Below are 17906 nucleotides of genomic sequence, written 5' to 3'. Positions count from 1 at the left end.
TCGGCGACCTCGCGGACATGGCGCCGTGTGGCGTCCGGTAGCCGGCCCTTGCCGTTCAGCGCATCGGAGACGGTCGTGATGGAGACACCGGCGGCAGCGGCGACATCCCTGATGCCTGCTCTGCTCGTCCGGCTGCCTCGACGGGGGGTCTCCGTGCGGCTCACCTGGTGCTTCCCTGCTGCTGTCATGGTGAACGGATAGTAAGAATCCCTGCCTGGAGGAGTATGAAGGCGCATCTACCGTGGACAGGCACGTATCTGCATGGCAGTGGCGGTCCAACGTCCTTGGAACACAAGGGAGTCGAAGCAATCCGATGGAGCACGTAAGGCCTCAGTCCGTGCGGACCCGCTATACGATTGCGTCTCGATTCACTTTCACGGGGGATGCGCGCCACGGCGCGAAAGGCCAGCGCAATTCCTACTGCGAGCGCCTCACCGCGAGCCCTCCCTCCTTCTTGGTGCGCCAACACCGCTCCTTTCTGTACTGGCAGTACGTCGCAATCAGCCAGACCGCGACAGGCTCGGCGACCTCGCAGCGAGGCGCGACCTCTGCCGATCACGACCGCGACCAGCAGGCGCGCTCGATCGGCGGAGCGCAATGACGGCGTCAAAGATGCAGCTGCGGTGCCGCCCCGACGACAGGACCGACAATCGGCTTGGCCGTTGCACGCCGGGCCGGAGAGGACACATATGTCACTCACCCTCGAAGACCGCTTGGCCATCACCGAGCTGGTCTCGTTGCACGGCCACCTCGTCGACGACGGAAACCTCAACCGGTTGGAGGAGGTGTTCACCTGGGATGTCGTCTACGACCTGACCGACTTCGGTCAAGGCCGACTGACGGGGATCGCGGCCTTCCGCGAAGCAGCCCTGGCACTGGGAGCCGCCAACCCCGTTGCGCATCACGTCACCAATGTCGTCGTGACCGAGTCGGCAGACGGCCAGGCGCAGGTCCGATCCAAGGGACTGGGCATCAAGGCTGACGGCTCCTGCGGTTCCGTTTCTTACGATGACATCGCCGTGCGTACCTCTGACGGCTGGCGGATCTCCTGTCGCAAGGTGTCGTCACGGCGTACTCCGTTGAACGGTGTGACGACACATAGCTGATCAGTCCACGGATCAACACGGGGGCGGGCGTGGACCTGCGCGAGTTCTTCAGCAGGTCCGTGACGAAGGCGACATCACGTCGCGCCCTTCCGCCGATCACATCGATGTGCACGAGACTGTGCTCCATGACCGAACCCTGCCGATCGCAGGCACTGTGCCGGCAGGCACCGCCCCCGGAAGGACCAACAGCATGATCATCTTTGGCACCAAGGGATACCTGTACCAGCTCGCGATACTGACCCTGGTGTGCGGTCACTGCGGCAACCCTTCCGCGCACACGCTCAGGAAGCGCGTCACGAAGTTCACGCTGTTCTTCGTGCCGCTGTTCCCGTTCTCGACGAAGTACGCGACGCAGTGCACCTTCTGCGGCGCGGAGCAGAAACTGACCAAGGAGCAGGCGGAACAGCTGCAGGCTCAGGGCGCAAGCGGGCACGGCGGTCAGACCCACGGGCAACCGCAGCAGCAGCCGTACCAGTCCTGACTTTGTGGTTCCGAGGGCGGGCGCGCAGTAGCCGCGGCCGACTCCGTGTGCCCGGGGTGCGAGGCCTGGCCGGCAGCTCAGGCCCCGCTCTCCTGCCGAAACACGTCCTGTCGCCGTAACAGACAGTGGCCGCACCATAGTTGGTGCTCCTTCGTCAGGGCGGCTGCATACCGCCGTGTTCCCGGGGCCAGGCTGACCTGTGCGATGGTGGTCGCATGGCAGGCGACGTGAGGTTCGAGCCCGACCTGTACAGGGGCACCGCCGGATACTACGACCGGTTCCGGCTCCCCTACCCCGACGCGATGATCGCCGACCTCGTACGCCGGACAGCGCCCTCAGGTCACGGACGCCTGCTCGACCTGGCATGCGGCACCGGCCAGCTCGCCTTCCCACTGCGCGGCCGGTTCGCGGATGTATGGGCCGTGGACGCCGAACCCGACATGACCGAGGTGGTCCGCGCCAAAGCGAGCGCCGTCGACGCAGCCCACATCCGGACGATCACCGCCGACGCCGAAGAACTGCATGCCGAGCCGGCCGGCTTCGACCTGATCGTCATCGGCAATGCCTTTCACCGGCTCCCCCGCACCCTGGTCGCCGGGCGCGCACGCACCTGGCTCAAGCCCGGCGGCCACCTCGCGCTGTGCTGGTCCACCGGCCCGTGGACCGGCCCCCAGGGCTGGCAACGGGCGCTGGACAACCTGCTGCGCACATGGCAGAACGCCCTCGGCGCGTCCGGCCGCGTCCCGTCCGGCTGGGAGCAGGCGAGGAAGCAGGACCCTGACCACGCCGTGATGTCCCGTGCCGGGTTCGCCCCCGCCGGACGCCACGAGTTCTCCGTCGAGCACCACTGGACGATCGCAGAACTCGCCGGGCACATCCGGTCGACATCATTCCTGCCGCCCCCGGTGCTCGCCGACCACGCCGCCGAGTTCGACGCCGACCTCACCGCCGAACTCAGCCCCCATACGGTCAACGACCGCCTCACCGAAACGGTCAGCTTCGCCTACGAACTGGCCCGCAAGCCGGCTACCGCATGACCGCCAGGGGGCGGTCACCGAGCTGCCAGGCAAAGAGTGGGCCTCGACCGGACGGCGTGCGAGGGGCCGGGCGGGCTCCACGCACCGGGCCGGTTCCGTGGAGCCCCGCGTGAGAACCCGCCGGACCCGCCGGACTCCACCGGAACATGAGGCGTCTCCGCTCAGATGATCGTGCCGATGTCCTGAGTGACGATGGCGTCCATCGCACGCTCGGCCACCGCTGCGATGGTCATCGACGGGTTGCAGGCTCCTGTGGTGCCCGGGATCAGGGCGCCGTCGAGGACGTACAGGCCGCGCTGGCCCTGCACCCGGCCCTCGAGGTCGCACACGGTGCCCATCGGCGCGCCGCCGAGCGGGTGCCAGGTGCTGTTGACGAGGAGGTTCGTGTCGGTGAGGACGCCGAGGCCGCGGGAGACCGCCGAGACCCGCTGCTGGATCTGCCGGTAGCTGGTGGCGTCACCGCCCAGAGGCCAGTGAAGCGAAACGGAGTCGGTGAGGGAGTCGTAGCGGAAACGGCCGCGGTCGGGGCTGACTCCGAAGCCGACCAGCATGGTCGTCCTCGTGTCGATGCCGAGCGGCGGGAGGGACGCCTGGATGATGGTGTTCGCGGTCGCCGGGTCGTCCCAGTCCTTGCTGCCGTAGACCACCGGCCCGCCCTGTTCGGCGCCGAAGTCCTCCGCGAGGTTCGTCCACGCGTAGATCCGGTCGCCGTTGGTACCCCATCCTTCGCCGAGCCCGTCGGGCAGATCGGGGATGGCGCCGGTGGCACCCGCGCGGACGAGGAGCTTGCTGGTGCCCAGGCTGCCGGCCGCCATGAACAGGGCCTGAGCGGTGAGGATCTTCTGCTCGAGCACGTTTCCCGAGTCGTCGGTCCGGTCGACGTGCACCTCCCAGCGGCCGTCGTTCGCCCTGGCGACACCGGTGACGTTGTGGTGGGTGGCGACGGTGACCTTCCCGGTCGCCTCGGCCTGCGGCAGATACGTCACGTCGACCGAGTGCTTCCCGCCGTTGTTGACGCCGAGCGCACAGTCTCCGTTCGTGTACGACGGCTTCATCTCGCCGCGCAGCTCGGCCAGGGCGTAGTCCCAGTCGATCGGCATCGGGATCTTCTCGAGGCCGTAACCGGCCTTCCGCACGCGCTCGGCGAACACCCGCGACGTGTAGTAGTTCGATGCGCTGACCAGTTCGTCGGGTGCCGTCGCGACCTGCAGCATTTCCGCGACCCGCGGATAGTGGACCTGGTTCATGCGCTGGTAGTCGAGCTGCTCGGGCAGCCAGGTGTTGAACACCGCCTCCGACGGCTGCAGTGTCATGCCCTGGTACACGAGCGAGCCGCCACCGACGCCGGCCGCACAGACGGCCAGGATGTTCTCGCCCAGCACCGGCTCAAGAACCCCCACGTAGGGCGAGAAGTCCAATGGGGTTCCGACCAGTTGGGCCAGCGGCCTGACGGCCTCCGGGAGGGTGCCGTACCAGAGCATCCGCTTGTCCGGGCTCGACACGCGCGGGAACGTATCCGCATTCGGCCCCGTCGGCCAGCGCCGCCCGCGCTCCAGGACGGTCACCGGGACACCGGCCTGTGCCAGCCGTAGCGCCGCCACGCCGCCCCCGAATCCCGAGCCGATGACGACGACCCGGTGCTCTTCTCTGGTCAGCGGCACGCGCGCCGTTGCGGCTTCGGCGGCGGGGGCGGCCGTCAACAGGCTCGCCGCTCCGAATCCGGCAGCTCCTGCGAGAAGGGTGCGCCTGGTCATGGTGGGGGGCATGGGCAGCTCCGGTGTAGAAGTTGACGGGTTGAGGCCGTCCGGTCGGCCCGGAGGCACGGTCAACGGGTGATCGCGCCGTTGGCCTCGGGCAGTTCGGCGGGCGGGGTGTACAAGGCCGGGATGGCCACCCCTCGGAAGACCACCTGCCGCGGTCCGTCGGCAGCGTGTGCGGGCAGCGCCGTGGTGGTCAGGGCGACCTTGCGGGGAGGATCGACAGCTCTCGCGCGCAGGCGGAAGGTTGCGCGCGATCGTCCCACGTGTCTCACTTCCTTGCTGGTCGTAGAAAGCGGGGGTGTTGCGGCTCGGCGACTTGGGTGGAAGCACCGCTGTTCGTGCCGACCTCAGCAGCCGAAGTCGGCGGCCAGACGCCGTAGTTACTGGCGAGTCAACTTGGGAGGGTAGGGCGTTACATCACTCAGTGACAAGACGCCTGTGGGTGTCACCTGGTGGCCGACGGCCATGCTGCCGGTGACTCGGCCGGTTATGCGCCGAGTGGCCTGGATGTCGGCGTGTCCCTGACGGTCGCGACTCCACGTCTGGAGGCGTTACCAGGAGGTCACGGTGCGCTCGCGCTCGTTCGGGGGCGGCGCGGCGAACTCGTCCGTGCGGGGCGCTCTGAGGCGTGTCGATACGGAACGGATGGATGGTCTCATTTGCGAAGCGCAGCCTTGGCGGTGTCCGATCGAGGAGCTACCGCTTCTGCTCCCGCCTCGGTGAGGGAAGTCGGCGCCGAGGTCAGTGGGACTCTCCCCCGGGCCCCGACTCCCCGTCACCCAGGAGCAGCAGGGCATCCGCCATGTCCAGGCCGGCGACATACCGCAGGGGAACGGAGGCCAGTCGGCAGCCGGACTCATGGCGGCCGCGTACCCCCCGCAGCCGCTGCAACATCCGCGGGTAGACCGCGCCGCACCCGGGGCAGGCGTCTGCCTCTCCGGCACCTCCCACGCGGGAGCGGTCGCCCTCCAGCAGCGGTGGCGGGCTGCCCACGACAGGGCCGCTGAACGCACCCTCGAGGTTATGGGGGGAACCAATAGACAGGCCACGCCCGAATTCCGGGTTCGTGTCGGGCGAGTCGCCCTGCTCCTCCTGGTCGCGCGGTTCACTCATCAGCAGTTCGCCTCTATCCGTTGGATGTATCGACGCCGGCCTGTTGCAGGAGTCGACGCCGCTGCCAGGCCCTCAGGGCAAGGTCGCCGCGCTCCAGGAGTGTCCAAGCGGCCTCCATCACGACGGCGAGGAGCACGGCGCCGAAGGCGGTCCACCGCCAGCCGGCGTGCGTGCCGCCGACAGGCGGTGCCAGGACCAGCGCGACGCCCAGGCCGAGCGCTATGAGGCCTGCGGTGTAGCTCGCATCGGCCAGGGCAGTGGTGCGTTGCCAGCGAGCGTGGTCCACCGCGTGCTGGTGCGCGTAGCGCTCGCGCTGCTCGGCCGTCAGGGCACCGCCGTACAGCTGCTCCACGTCGGCCATCGAGTAAAGGCAAGGACGTGCGCGGAAGCCCCACTGCACGCACGAGACGAGCAGGATGGCGGCGAGCGTCACCAGCAGCAGAGCCGGTCCGGGCCAGCGGAACTTGTCCTCGTCCGCGGCGACGACGCCGATCAGACCCACGCCGCCGCTCGCAAGGAGAGGGGCTGCAACGGTGGTCACGGCATCGTTGGCGCGCGCGTACCGGGTAGCGAGCAGCGCACTCCGCGCATCCTGCGAGTCGCTCACGGCCCGTCCCCCCTTCGAGGCCGCATGGTAGCGAAGGGGCAGCGCAGTCGCATGGTCAAGTTGGTTCTGTTCCAGCACGGTTGAAGACCGTGACGATCGTGGAGACGACACCCGGAGTGCGGCGGGCGCGCCCGCCGCGCCCGCCGCCCGGAGTGTCAGGTTGAGCACTGAATCGCCGTAGCCGGGCCCTCATTGGGGTCCAGGACGACGGCGGCGATCCGGAATTCGGGGTTCAGTGCCGACCAGATCTCCTGCAGCAGCTCACGGCCGTCGTTCGCGGTGACCATCGTCTCATCGAAGGGCATGGCCACCGCCACCGTCTGGCCGTCCGAACGATAGGTGGTCAAAAGCACGGCCTCGCCCGGCTCCAGGTCCTGAACGGTGAGCGTCATGACGTTGGTGGTGAGGCGGGCGCCGCTGCTCGGGCGGGCGGCGCCGAGCACCACCGTGCGGCCGCCGTCGCGGCTGAGCAGTGCGGTGATCCGCGAGGTACGGATCGGAGGGTCGGGCTCGTACTCCAGCCCGCCGAGCGAATCAGCGGCTGAGGCGCCCTTGTGCAGCCGCTCGGTCACCTGGGCGGCGTGCTCTCCGTTGCCGAGCACCAGCCAATCGTCCGTACAGAGGGCGGCTGCGTAGTGCCGCAGTGGGTCGTGCTCAGTGGGAGTGAGCGGCCCCACCTCCAGCTCGTCGCCTTCGACTCGCAGCGCGCGGTCCTTCGACGCGGCGCTGCGGCCCGTGAGGAAGTAGCCGCCGAGCACCGCGCCTGAGCGAGTCCGGGCACAGAGCACGCCTCGCCCGGGGTACGGATTCGAGGACAGGAGAGTCTTGAGGTCTGGCATGGATCGGGCTCTCTTCATGGGTCAGAGCTTTCGGAGCTCGTTGATGGTGAGCAGCACCGCGAGCGACGGCACGTCCAGCCGGGCCGGCCGTTCGGGAGGCACATTCTGCCGTGCACAGGTAGGCGCCGGTCCCGGCCAGGTCGTCCTGTCGTCCATCATGGCGCCCCTGGGTGGTCCTGCGGCGACGGAGAGGAATCCGCGACATGGCTGAGTCGTCCGACGAGGTCGTCCCGTTGGGGGGAGGCCGCATCACCCGAGGCGTCGTCCGTATCGGCGACACGGTCCGCAGACCGGCTTCGCCGGCTTCGCCGTTCGTCGCCGCGCTGCTCACGCTCTTGGAGGAGCAAGAGTTCGCGGGGGCGCCGCGCTATCTCGGCCGGGATCAGTCAGACCGGGACATCTTCAGCTACGTGCCGGGCTGGGTTCCGGAGAGACTCCGACCGTGGACCGATGCGCAGGTCGCCGCGACCGGAGCCCTGGCGCGTGCGATGCACGAGGCCACCCGGGGCAGCCAGCTTGCGGGTCGGTACCAGATCGTCTGCCACCACGACCTGGGGCCCAACAACGCCGTGTTTCAGGGCGAGACGCCGGTCGCCTTCATCGATTTCGACATGGCCGCGCCAGGCAGCCCACTGGAGGATGTGGCGTATATGGCCTGGCTGTGGTGCGTGTCCTCGAGGGCGGGAGCGCCTCCGGTGGAGATTCAGGCCGCTCAGGTGCGTGTGCTGTCCGACGCCTATGGTCTGGCCGGCCCTGAGCGTGACGTACTGGTCGATGCCATGCTGGAACGCCAGGCTCGCAACGCCCGGTTCTGGGCGGAGCTGCGGGGCGGTGCAGGGTCCGTCGAGGCCACTCCAGAGCAGATCACCGAGCGCATCGCCTGGTCCCGGCGCGAGCACGCACACACCGTGGAGCACCGCCGAGCGTTTGAAATCGCCCTCCGGTGACGCCCCCGAGCAGGAAGCCCCAGGGCCCGCTCATCGCCCCGGTGCTGAGACACCGGATCCCGGGCAACCAAATTCACCGAAACGGTGGTCTGGAGGGCGAGGGAGGGTGCTTGATGCAGGCCAATCAAGAGGCCGAGTTCCAGGATTTCGTCAGAGCGCGGTGGTCCCGTCTCGTGCGGACCGCGTATCTGCTCACGGGCGACGTGCACCATGCCGAGGACCTGACGCAGACGGCGCTGGCAAAGGCGTATCGGTCATGGCGGCGCGTCTCGCGCAGCGACAGTCCGGAGGCGTACGTCCGGCGGATGCTGGTCAGCTGTAACAGCGACCGGTTCCGCAAGCGGCGGGTGACGGAGGCGCTGACCGCGGCGCCGCCGGAGGTGGCGGGGCGCGACGAGGCCGTCTCGTGGGCCGACGAGCGCAGCGCCCTGCTCGCGGCGCTGGCGGAACTGCCGCCCAGGCAGCGAGCGGTGGTCGTCATGCGCTACTGGGAGGACCTGTCCGAGGCGGAGGTCGCCGAGGTGCTCGGCTGCTCGCCGGGCACGGTCAAGAGCCAGGCGTCCAAGGGGCTGGCGAAGTTGCGTACGTATCCGGGGCTCGCGCAGGTTCTCGACAGGCCTGTCGGCAGCCGAGCGGCGTCGAGGCAGGGAGGCAACAGGTGAACGAGGAGCAGGAACAGCAAGGGACGGGAACCGAAGGGGACTTCGAGGAGCAGCTGCGTGAGCTGCTCGCCGAGGACGCGTACACGATCCGGCCTTCGCCGGTGCCGTATCCGGCGATCCGCCGCCGGGGCGCCCTTGAGCGGCGGCGCCGGGTGGCGGCGGCCGGGGCGGCCCTCGTGACGCTGGCGGCGATGCCCGTGGGGGCGTACGCGTTGGCCGGCGGGGGCACGGGCGTGGACGCGGCGGCTGCGACACCGTCGGTCAGCGCCACGCAGCGGACTCCGGCGACACCGACACCGAAGCCGTCAGCGTCACCGTCAGGGCCCGCGCGGCCGGCCGCGGAGGGCCAGCTCCTCGACGGGATCACCTTCGAGCAGGCCGCCGAGGGGCTGGAGAAGTGCCTCGCCTTCGACGAGTCGTACACACACGGCCCGGCCGGAAAGTCCGGCACGGACCTGGGCACGGCAGACAGCTACCGGATCATCCTTGCGATGAACAGCACCGGCGACTCCAACGCGCCCGGCGACGGCATGTACGTCGTCGCGGTGAAGGAGCAGCCGCGGCAGATCCGGCTGATCTGCAACATCAGGGACGGCAAGGCCCAGGGTCTCAGCACCAGCGGAGGCTCCGACGGTCCACCGGACGCCGGCCCCGTGAGTGCCGACATCAACGGCGGCAAGCTCTACCAGCAGTCCGTCCTCGACCGCGGCAACTGGAAACTCCCGTTCCGCTGGGGGGTCATCGGCACGGTCGAGCCGTCGGTGGCCCGGGTGACCGTCTCCTACGGCGGCGCCACGAGCCGGGCCGCCCTGGACGACGGCTGGTTCGTCGCCTCCGGCGTCCTGAACCAGCAGGTCACCGTGGCCCCGCACATCAAGGGGTACGACGCCGACGGCAAGCTTGTCTACGACTCCGACGAAGACAAGTACTACGAGAAGACGCTGCCGTAAGGCGGCCCGGCCCGGGGGCGCCGCACAGGGGACGGCGCCCCCGGCCACCCATTCCGGACGCGGCACCGGGAGGCGGCCGGGATGGCGGGCACCGCGCGTCATCCGCGAGGTCGGCCGGACTCAGACCGGTGCACGCCCTCGTCAGACGACCGGTCACCCTGGTCAGCCGTCCAGCACCGCCAGGGCGTCGATCTCCACGAGCAGTCCCGGCGGGAGCTGCATGTAGACGGTGGTGCGGGCGGAGAAGGGCTCGCCGACGGCCGCGGCGTAGGCCTCGTTCAGGACCGTGTCGGACCCGTTCCACGACCGGGCCGAATTCGTCTCCCTGCTCCCGCAGTTGGCCGCCGAGGCGGAAGCCCGGCCGGAGCTGCTCACCACCGTCGGGATCACGGCGTGGCTGCTGGACGAGACCCCGCAGGCCGTCCGCGCCTTCGACGCGGCCTTCGACCGCTGGGAGTCGCAGGGAACACTGCCGGAGGGTCTGGGCGGCGCGGTCGCCTGGGCCTATGTGGAACGAGGAAGGTGGGACCAGGCCCGTGAGGCCTGCGCCCGCATCACCACGGTCGGCCGGGCAGCCGGCCTCGACCATGCTGTGGCCTGTGCGGCCACCGTGGATGCCACCGTGCTGGCCTATCAGGGGGACGCGGTGACGGCCCGGGCCCGGGCCGATGAGGCGCTCGCCGTGATCGATCCGCTGGAAAGCCGCTCGGTCTTCGTCTATGCCCGTCGTGCGCTCAGTGCCGCGGCAGCCGCGGAAGGCGCCTACGAGACCGCGTACGACCAACTCCGCATGGCCTTCACGGCAGACAGCGCGCCCGTGCACTACCACGCCTCCTACCCGGCCCTCGCGGATCTGGCCGCCGCCGCGGTGCGCTGCGGCCGCCCCGAGGACGCCGCCACGATCGTCGAGCGTTCCGCACGCACGCTCACGGAGAACGCCTCACCACGCCTGCGTGCGCTGATCAACCGAGCGCGTGGCCTGCTGGCGGACCCTGAGGCCGCCGAGCCGCACTTCCGGGCGGCCCTGGCGGACCCGGTCCTTGAGCACTGGCCCTTCGAACGCGCACAGACCCTGCTCGACCTCGCCGAATGGCTGCGGCGCCGTCGGCGCATCGCCGAGGCGCGGGCGCCGCTCACCGAGGCCCTGGAGACCTTCCGCCGCCTGGGCGCCCGCCCGTGGATCGAGCGAGCCCGGGCCGAATCGCGGGCCGCCGGCCTCGACGTCACGGACACGGCCCCCGACACGCTTGCCGAACTCTCCCCGCAACAGCAGCAGATCATCAGGCTCGCCGCCCGCGGGCTGACCAACCGCGAGATCGGCGAGAAGCTCTTCCTCTCCCCGGGCACGGTCAGCTCGCACCTCTACCGCGGCTTCTCCAAGCTGGGCATCACCGCCCGCTCTCAGCTCCGCGACCTCATCAAGGGCTCCCCCGCGACGGCCGGCCACCGGGAATGAGGGCGCGCCCGGCCGTGGAAGCAGTCATCTGACGCATACCGGGCCCGCACCTCAGCGCTCGTCAGCAGCGCGACAGGACCGAACGAGCCAAGGCATTCGGCGCCAACGCGTGGGTGCTCGGCTTGCTTTCCCCGGATGCGAAGGGAGATGAAACGCATGGGCTCGTGCACAGTGGTCTCCTGAGGAGAGAGCCCACCGGCGCATGATCAGACAGATCAACCGGTGAGCAGGGTGACATGGACGGCTTGTTCCACGCACGCGTGCATGCGGGACGCAGGGACGGTGGCCATCGACAACACCCCTTTCACTCCTGTGAGGCGATCACTCAGCGGCGACGAGCACCATACACCGGAGCGCGGGCGACGGCCGTCAGACTTTCGACGGTCGTTCTGCCGGTCTCGAACTTCCGGCCCCGCGGGCTTCCGGCCACTCGCCGTGGGAGCGCTTCCATACAGGTCGTGTTCATGCCACGATTCGCGCGGAGGCTCCCTTGCCCGAGAGGAGCAAACCGTGTCGACCCCGCGCGCGTTCGTTCGTCGGCAGGATCGTCGCGTGGCAGTCGGCCGTCGTCACCGCCCTCGCGCACTGGCGTCGCGCGGGAGCCCAGCGTCGAGCCCGGCTGTTGCGCCTCCTGCCCCAGAGCACCACGTGCACCTGCTGAACGACGTCCTCAAGAGCCGTGACCACGAAGGGACAAGGACGACGTGTCCACACCTGCCCGCAACACCGCGAGAGGACCATGGCAACCACTACGTTCGATGCTCGTCGCTCTCTTCGCAGCGCTGGTGCCGTTACTCGCGATCACGCTGCTCGCCCCGCCCGCCGCCTCGGCTTCGGCCCGTACGAAGGCTGACACCACGGACACCACGGCCACCGCCGCGGCCCTGACCGAGATCACGGACTTCGGCAGCAACCCCAGCAATCTCCAGATGTACCTGTACGTACCGGACAGCGTCACCCCGAACCCGGCGGTAGTGGTGGCCGTGCACTACTGCACCGGGTCCGGTCCCGCGATGTACTCCGGCACCGAGTACGCCTCGCTGGCCGACCAGTACGGCTTCATCGTCGTCTACCCGTCGGTCACCCGCAGCAGCAAGTGCTTCGACGTCTCCTCCCCCGAGGCGCTGCGCCGCGACGGCGGAAGCGACCCGGTGGGCATCAAGTCCATGGTCGACTGGGTGATCCGCACCTACGACGCCGACACCAGCAGGGTGTTCGCCACCGGTATCTCCTCCGGCGCGATGATGACCAACGTCCTGCTGGGCGACTACCCCGACGTGTTCGCGGCCGGTTCCGCGTTCGCGGGCGTGCCGTTCGCCTGCTTCGCCACCACCGACGGGTCGGAGTGGAACAGCGACTGCGCGAACGGCAACGTCACCCACACCGCGCAGGAGTGGGGCGACCTGGTCCGCGGCGCCTACCCCGGCTACACCGGACCCCGGCCGCGTATGCAGCTGTGGCACGGCACGGAGGACGACGTTCTGCGCTACCCCAATTTCGGGGAGGAGATCAAGCAGTGGACGAACGTGCAAGGTGTCAGCCAGACGCCGACCAGCACCGATTCGCCCCAGTCCGGCTGGACCCGTACCCGCTACGGCTCCACCGGTGACCAGGCCCCGGTCGAGGCCATCAGCCTTCAGGGTGCCGGCCACAACCTGGTCACCAGCGGTATGGCGGCCCGGGTGATCACCTTCTTCGGCCTGGACAGCACGGGCCCCGCGCCCCAACCCGAGCCGGGCGCCTGCCTGGTGTCGGTCGCCGCCAACGCCTGGAACACCGGCCTGACCGCCTCCGTGACCCTCACCAACACGGGCACGACCACGCTGAACGGCTGGCAACTCGGCTTCACCCTCCCTTCCGGCCAGACCATCACCAACGGCTGGGGCGCCACATACAGCCCCTCGAGCGGAGCCGTGACCGCCACCAACGCCGCCTGGAACGGCACGCTCGCACCCGACGCGAGCGTCACCATCGGCTACCAGGCCAGTCACACCGGCACCACGGACGCCCCGGACGCCTTCACGCTCAATGGCAAGGCCTGCACGGTCACCTGACGGGCCGTCCGTCAACATTCGTCGGCGCGGGAGGGACGGCCCCCGATTCCCAGCGCCGCCGCCCCGTCAGGGCACGGCCGTGGCCCGCGGAGCAGTAGAGCCGCAATCAAGGAGGATTCGCATGGCTACCGACAAGAAGGCGCGGTCGCGCCTATGGCTGCGCTGGCGAAGAGGGACAGTGGGGGTCGCGCTGACGGCTCTGCTCGCCGGCCTGTGTGTCGCCATCAGCACGGCCCCGGCTTCGGCGGCGACGGTCGACGTCAACGCGTGGTACGTGCTCGTCAACCGCAACAGCGGCAAGGCGATGGACGTCACCAATCGCAATGCCGACAACGGGGTGGGGATCCAGCAGTACACCCGTAACGACGGTGCGTGGCAGCAGTGGCGCTTCGTCGACGCCGGCAACGGTTACTACCGGCTCCGGTCCCGCTTCACCGGCAAGGTGCTCGATGTCTCGGCGGCGTCGACGGCGGACGGCGCGCGCATCCAGCAGTGGGACGACGCCAACGGGACCAATCAGCAGTTCAGCCTGGCGGATTCGTCGGGCGGGTACGTCCGCTTCATCAACCGCAACAGCGGCAAGGCAGTCGAGGTCTCGGGCGCTTCCACGTCCGACGCAGCCGCTGTCGACCAATACACCGACTCGGACGGGACCAACCAGCAGTGGCAGCTGGTGAACGTCGGCACCGTCTCCAGCTCGCTTCCCTCTACGTTCTCCTGGGTGTCCACCGGCGTACTGGCCTCTCCGCAGTCGGACGCGTCGCACAGCCTCGCCTCGATCAAGGACTTCTCGGTCATCCGGTACAACGGCAAATACCACGTCTACGCCACGACCGCGAACACGTCGGGGAGCTGGAGCCTCGAGTACTTCAACTTCGACAAGTGGGCAGGCGCCTCCTCGGCGACGCAGCACTACCTGGACTCTTCGGGCATCGGCACGGGTTACCGGGCTGCTCCGCAGGTTTTCTACTTCGCCCCGCAGGGCCTGTGGTACATGGTCTACCAGACCGGCCCGCCCACGTACTCGACGACGACCGACCCGTCGGACCCGACGTCGTGGTCCGCGCCCAAGACGTTCATCGCCTCGGAGCCGGCGGTCGTGACACAGAACAAGGGCACCGGCGGATGGATCGACTTCTGGACCGTCTGTGACACCTCGAACTGCTACCTGTTCTTCAGCGACGACAACGGGCACCTCTACCGCGCCCAGACCACGCTGGCGAACTTCCCGGGCGGGTTCGGCAACACCACGATCGTCATGACCGACTCCAAGTACAGCCTCTTCGAGGCGTCGAACGTGTACAAGGTCTCCGGCACCAACCAGTATCTGCTGCTGGTCGAGGCCATCGGAGCCAACGGCCGGTACTTCCGGTCCTGGACGTCCAGCAGCCTCACCGGCACGTGGACCGCGTTGGCGTCCACAGAGAGCGCTCCGTTCGCGGGCAAGGCCAACGTCTCGTTCAACGGGTCCGCGTGGACGAACGACATCAGCCACGGGGAGATGGTCCGCTCGAGCAATGACCAGACACTGACCATCGACCCCTGCCATCTGCAGTACGTCTACCAAGGGCGTGACCCGAGCTCCAGCGGCGACTACTCCCAGCTGCCGTACCGGATGGGACTGCTCACCCAGGCGAACTCCAACTGCTGACGCATGGTTGCGCTCCCGCATCGCACTTCGTGCATCACGCGACGCGGGAGCGCAGCGGTCACGTCTCACCACACGCCTGACCTGGTGGCCCGCCGGCCCCGGTGCCGTCGCACCGGGGCCGGAACCTGCACTATTGCTCAGTCGCGGCCCCACCCCCAGGCCAGCCGGTCAGCGCCGGAGGAGTTGGTGGTCTCCAGCCACGGGTTGGCGGAGCTGCCCGTGAGGGTCTCCATGCTGTAGGTGTCGCCGGTGCGCAGACCGGGCCAGTAGACCGAGCCCATGTGCAGTGCGCGGAAGACGTCCGTGTCGGCCTGGATGAACGCGATCTCGTTGTTGCCGGTGTTCGGTCCGTTGTAGTCCAGGCCCGTGGTCATGGAAGCGCCGAACTCGTCGGCCACGGTGCGCCAGGCGCAGTCTCCCAGGCGGTTCTTGAGATCGGTGGTCCACTCGTCGTACGTGTGGTTGCCCCAGAAGCCGTAGTGGTGCAGGGAAAGGTAGGTGCCCTTCAGGCGGGGGTCGGCGCATACGGAGGTGACGCTGTCGTTGTAGCCGCTGCCGCTGACGAATATGCGGTCGCGCGGTACGGCGGGAAAGGTGTCGATCCACTCGGCGGCGATGTCCGCCCACTGGGCGGGGGTGTAGCCGTGCGGTTCGTTCATCGGCTCGAAGTAGACCCGCTCGTTCGCGCGGTAGGTGCGGGTGACCGTGGTCCACATGCGCCAGTAGGCGTCGGTGTCGTCGATGAGGCCGTCCTTGGCGGTGCCGGTGCCTTCCCAGTAGGAGACGATCACCTTGAAGTTCAGCCGGGTGGCAGCGTCGATGACGGCCCGATAGGAGTGCCAGTACGAACCGTTGACGGTGTAGGGGTTGATCGGTAGCCGGACGGTGTTCGCGCCGAGGTTGGCCTTGAAGGCGGAGATGATGCGGCTCGCCTTGTGGTAAGTGGTGGCGTAGTTGTCGGAGAGGGACAGCCCGGACAGCACCACCGGGTCGTTCGCGAAGTTGTCGCGGGGGTCCGCCCAGTTCACGCCTCTGAACTGGCTGGTGTTCGGTGCGTCCGTCGTGGAGGCTGCGGAGGCAGACGGGAGGCCGAGGCACAGTGCGGCGGCGCTGGCCGCGGCTGCTGCGGCGGCGACCAGCGGACGCATGCGGGTCTGCCGGGGGCTGGGGGTGCGGACGGGCATGGCAGTACCTTCTCTGGGGGTGAGGGCGGGGGGAGTTGGCCGAGTCGCTTGTCCGACGGAGCGGCGGTCGGCGGCGTCGAAGAGGCGACCCGGCATGGCGTTGCGCGGGGAACGTGCGGTTCAGGGGAGCACGGGCCGTTGTCGTACCGGCCGTAAGGCGAAGCCGAGCCGTGCGGAACCTGCGCGCTGAGGGGAGTTGGGCGTAGTCGTCGTCACAACTGTCCGCTCCCCGTCGCTGGATGGGCCTGGATCTGCCCTTTGCCGTCATTTGACCTGACATAGCCGACCGGTCAGCGAGTGTGGTCTCGACCACATATATATGTCAAGAGCGTTGCGTAATGGTTTCAGCGGCAGTGAGGGCCAACCCAGGCCCGCGGCCTGTCCGCGCTGATGAGCGATGCGCGCTGGCGACGGTTGTCACATTCGCGGGTCCGCTGGTGTCTTCATGTCAAACAGCCGAACGCACAGGGAGAACACCATGACGCTACGCGTCCAGAAGGCAGAGCTCACCACTGAGTTCAGCGAAAACTTGCTCAAGCAGTTCGGTGCCGTGCCCGAACCCCTCGAGGTGACGTGGCACAACCCCAAGGTCGCCGAGGCGTCCCTGGAGATCGGGGCCAAAGTGCGCGAGTGGGATGCGGCCGACGAGAGCCTCAAGACGTTCGCGCACATGGCCGTCGCGGCGCAGGTCGGGTGCAGTTGGTGCCTCGACATCAACTACTTCCAGGCGCTGAACCAGAACCTGGACCTGGCCAAGGCCAGCCAGGTGCCGGGCTGGCGGGAGTCGGAGGTGTTCACGCCGCTGGAGCGGGACGTGCTGGAGTACGCCGAGGCCATGACGAACACGCCGCCGACCGTCACCGACGAGCTGTCCGCGCGTCTGCTCGACCGGCTCGGCCCGGCGGCGCTGGTCGAGCTCACCGCGGTCATCGCCTTTGCAAACCTGTCGACCAGGAACAACACGGCGCTCGGGATCGAGTCGCAGGGCTTCTCCGCCGCGTGCGAGATTCCGCTGGCCGCGCGCCCCGAGACCGCCGGTTGAGCGCCGACGGCATGACCGAGGACCCTTTCGTCGCCCATCGCAGCCTGCTGTTCACGGTCGCCTACGAGATGCTCGGGTCGGCGGCCGACGCGGAGGACGTGGTGCAGGAGTCCTGGCTGCGGTGGGCCGACGCCGACCGGTCGCAGGTGCGTGACCCGCGGGCGTATCTCGTACGGGTCGTCACGCGGCAAGCGCTCAACCGCCTGCGAACGTTGTCGCGCAGCCGCGAGGAGTACGTGGGCGAGTGGCTGCCGGAACCGCTGCTGACCAGCCCTGATGTCGCCGAGGACGTCGAACTCGCGGACAGCGTCTCGATCGCGATGCTGACCGTCCTGGAAACGCTCGGGCCGACGGAGCGCGCGGTGTTCGTGCTCCGCGAGGTCTTCGAGATGCCGTACGGCGAGATCGCCGAGGCGACGGGCAGGTCCGCGGCCTCGGTGCGGCAGATCGCGCGGCGGGCACGCGAGCATGTGGCGGCCCGGCGGCCGCGGGTGCAGGTGAACCGGTCGGAGCAACAGGCCGTGGTGGAGCGGTTCCTGGCCGCGCTGCGCACCGGGCGGTTGCAGGAGCTGATGGAGGTCATGGCGCCCGACGTGGCCATGATCGCCGACGGTGGCGGGCTTGTGGCCGCCGCTCTGGCTCCGATCCACGGGGCAGATGTGGTGGCGAAGTTGCTTGCGCGCGCGAACCGGGTCGTGGCCGCTTTCGAGACGACGACCGTGTGGCTCAACGGCGCGCCTGCGGGCCGGATCGAGATCGACGGCGAGCCGTCCGCAGTGAGCCTCGTGGTGGAGAACGGGCGGATCACCCGGATCTACGTGGTGAGAAACCCGCGGAAACTGACGCGGCTGGATGAACCGGCCGAACTCGCCAGGTAGCTCGCTGCTGCTCCGCTGTCGTAAGTGTTCCGGGCGGTGAGAACCGCCCGGAACCGGTCGCGCTGCGCTCTCAGCGGATGCGGGCCGCGGGCCGGGTGCGTCGGCTCCAGCGTCGCACCCTTGACCTCAAGCTTGGTTG

At 68.9% G+C, this 17906-nt stretch carries 17 protein-coding genes and 2 pseudogenes; 11 read left to right on the top strand and 8 right to left on the bottom strand.

Annotated features, from left to right (window positions below):
- Positions 1–188: LacI family DNA-binding transcriptional regulator (locus tag ACWD4J_RS42540; protein ID WP_451400922.1), on the bottom strand; the 188-nt coding region annotated here is incomplete at its 3' end.
- A 501-nt stretch (positions 189–689) separates the two neighbouring features.
- Here ACWD4J_RS42540 and ACWD4J_RS42535 point away from each other — a divergent pair.
- From ACWD4J_RS42535 to ACWD4J_RS42525, 3 genes are all read left to right on the top strand, one after another.
- Positions 690–1106 (top strand): nuclear transport factor 2 family protein, encoded by a 417-nt coding sequence (locus tag ACWD4J_RS42535; RefSeq protein WP_451400921.1) that lies wholly within the window; start codon positions 690–692, stop codon positions 1104–1106.
- Positions 1107–1296: 190 nt separating this feature from the next.
- Positions 1297–1587 (top strand): zinc-ribbon domain-containing protein, encoded by a 291-nt coding sequence (locus tag ACWD4J_RS42530; protein ID WP_451400920.1) that lies wholly within the window; start codon positions 1297–1299, stop codon positions 1585–1587.
- A gap of 215 nt (positions 1588–1802) precedes the next feature.
- On the top strand, positions 1803–2624 hold the full coding sequence (locus ACWD4J_RS42525; RefSeq protein WP_451400919.1) for a class I SAM-dependent methyltransferase: 822 nt from the start codon (positions 1803–1805) through the stop codon (positions 2622–2624).
- Positions 2625–2785: 161 nt separating this feature from the next.
- On the opposite strand, the gene ACWD4J_RS42520 is transcribed toward ACWD4J_RS42525, so the two are convergent.
- From ACWD4J_RS42520 to ACWD4J_RS42500, 5 genes are all read right to left on the bottom strand, one after another.
- Positions 2786–4378, bottom strand: a complete 1593-nt coding sequence (locus ACWD4J_RS42520) for a GMC oxidoreductase (protein WP_451400918.1) — start codon at positions 4376–4378, stop codon at positions 2786–2788.
- Between the two features lie 71 nt (positions 4379–4449).
- Positions 4450–4647: a hypothetical protein gene (locus ACWD4J_RS42515; RefSeq protein ID WP_451400917.1), complete on the bottom strand. Its 198-nt coding sequence runs from the start codon at positions 4645–4647 to the stop codon at positions 4450–4452.
- 478 nt (positions 4648–5125) lie between these two features.
- Positions 5126–5497, bottom strand: a complete 372-nt coding sequence (locus tag ACWD4J_RS42510; protein ID WP_451400916.1) for a hypothetical protein — start codon at positions 5495–5497, stop codon at positions 5126–5128.
- A 13-nt stretch (positions 5498–5510) separates the two neighbouring features.
- Positions 5511–6104, bottom strand: a complete 594-nt coding sequence (locus ACWD4J_RS42505; protein ID WP_451400915.1) for a hypothetical protein — start codon at positions 6102–6104, stop codon at positions 5511–5513.
- Between the two features lie 155 nt (positions 6105–6259).
- Positions 6260–6943: an IMP cyclohydrolase gene (locus ACWD4J_RS42500; protein WP_451400914.1), complete on the bottom strand. Its 684-nt coding sequence runs from the start codon at positions 6941–6943 to the stop codon at positions 6260–6262.
- Positions 6944–7146: 203 nt separating this feature from the next.
- Here ACWD4J_RS42500 and ACWD4J_RS42495 point away from each other — a divergent pair, with 203 nt between their 5' ends.
- The 3 genes from ACWD4J_RS42495 (at position 7147) to ACWD4J_RS42485 (ending at position 9502) form a co-directional block, all read left to right on the top strand.
- Positions 7147–7890, top strand: a complete 744-nt coding sequence (locus tag ACWD4J_RS42495) for a phosphotransferase family protein (protein WP_451400913.1) — start codon at positions 7147–7149, stop codon at positions 7888–7890.
- Between the two features lie 113 nt (positions 7891–8003).
- On the top strand, positions 8004–8552 hold the full coding sequence (locus tag ACWD4J_RS42490; protein WP_451400912.1) for a SigE family RNA polymerase sigma factor: 549 nt from the start codon (positions 8004–8006) through the stop codon (positions 8550–8552).
- Positions 8549–9502: a hypothetical protein gene (locus ACWD4J_RS42485; RefSeq protein WP_451400911.1), complete on the top strand. Its 954-nt coding sequence runs from the start codon at positions 8549–8551 to the stop codon at positions 9500–9502. Before ACWD4J_RS42490 ends, ACWD4J_RS42485 begins: the two co-directional genes overlap by 4 nt.
- A gap of 162 nt (positions 9503–9664) precedes the next feature.
- On the opposite strand, the pseudogene ACWD4J_RS42480 reads toward ACWD4J_RS42485, so the two are convergent.
- Positions 9665–9784 (bottom strand): annotated as a pseudogene (locus tag ACWD4J_RS42480) (RidA family protein); the annotation flags it as partial.
- Between ACWD4J_RS42480 and ACWD4J_RS42475 the strand changes: the two are divergent.
- From ACWD4J_RS42475 to ACWD4J_RS42465, 3 genes and pseudogenes are all read left to right on the top strand, one after another.
- Positions 9783–10958: pseudogene (locus ACWD4J_RS42475) on the top strand (helix-turn-helix transcriptional regulator); the annotation flags it as partial. The pseudogenes ACWD4J_RS42480 and ACWD4J_RS42475 overlap by 2 nt on opposite strands.
- 758 nt (positions 10959–11716) lie before the next feature.
- Positions 11717–13012 (top strand): extracellular catalytic domain type 1 short-chain-length polyhydroxyalkanoate depolymerase, encoded by a 1296-nt coding sequence (locus ACWD4J_RS42470; RefSeq protein WP_451400910.1) that lies wholly within the window; start codon positions 11717–11719, stop codon positions 13010–13012.
- Positions 13013–13133: 121 nt separating this feature from the next.
- Complete coding sequence (locus tag ACWD4J_RS42465) at positions 13134–14663, top strand: non-reducing end alpha-L-arabinofuranosidase family hydrolase (RefSeq protein ID WP_451400909.1); 1530 nt, start codon at positions 13134–13136, stop codon at positions 14661–14663.
- Positions 14664–14800: 137 nt separating this feature from the next.
- On the opposite strand, the gene ACWD4J_RS42460 is transcribed toward ACWD4J_RS42465, so the two are convergent.
- Complete coding sequence (locus ACWD4J_RS42460) at positions 14801–15847, bottom strand: glycoside hydrolase family 5 protein (protein WP_451400908.1); 1047 nt, start codon at positions 15845–15847, stop codon at positions 14801–14803.
- Positions 15848–16325: 478 nt separating this feature from the next.
- Here ACWD4J_RS42460 and ACWD4J_RS42455 point away from each other — a divergent pair, with 478 nt between their 5' ends.
- Together ACWD4J_RS42455 and ACWD4J_RS42450 are read left to right on the top strand one after the other, a co-directional pair.
- Positions 16326–16889: a carboxymuconolactone decarboxylase family protein gene (locus ACWD4J_RS42455; RefSeq protein WP_451400907.1), complete on the top strand. Its 564-nt coding sequence runs from the start codon at positions 16326–16328 to the stop codon at positions 16887–16889.
- Positions 16890–16900: 11 nt separating this feature from the next.
- Positions 16901–17767, top strand: a complete 867-nt coding sequence (locus tag ACWD4J_RS42450; RefSeq protein ID WP_451400906.1) for an RNA polymerase sigma-70 factor — start codon at positions 16901–16903, stop codon at positions 17765–17767.
- The last annotated feature ends 139 nt before the right edge of the window (positions 17768–17906 follow it).

It is taken from the genome of Streptomyces sp. NPDC002577, from assembly GCF_053594815.1.
The sequence above is the reverse complement of the archived record's forward strand: the minus strand, read 5'-3'. Positions and strand labels throughout refer to the sequence as shown.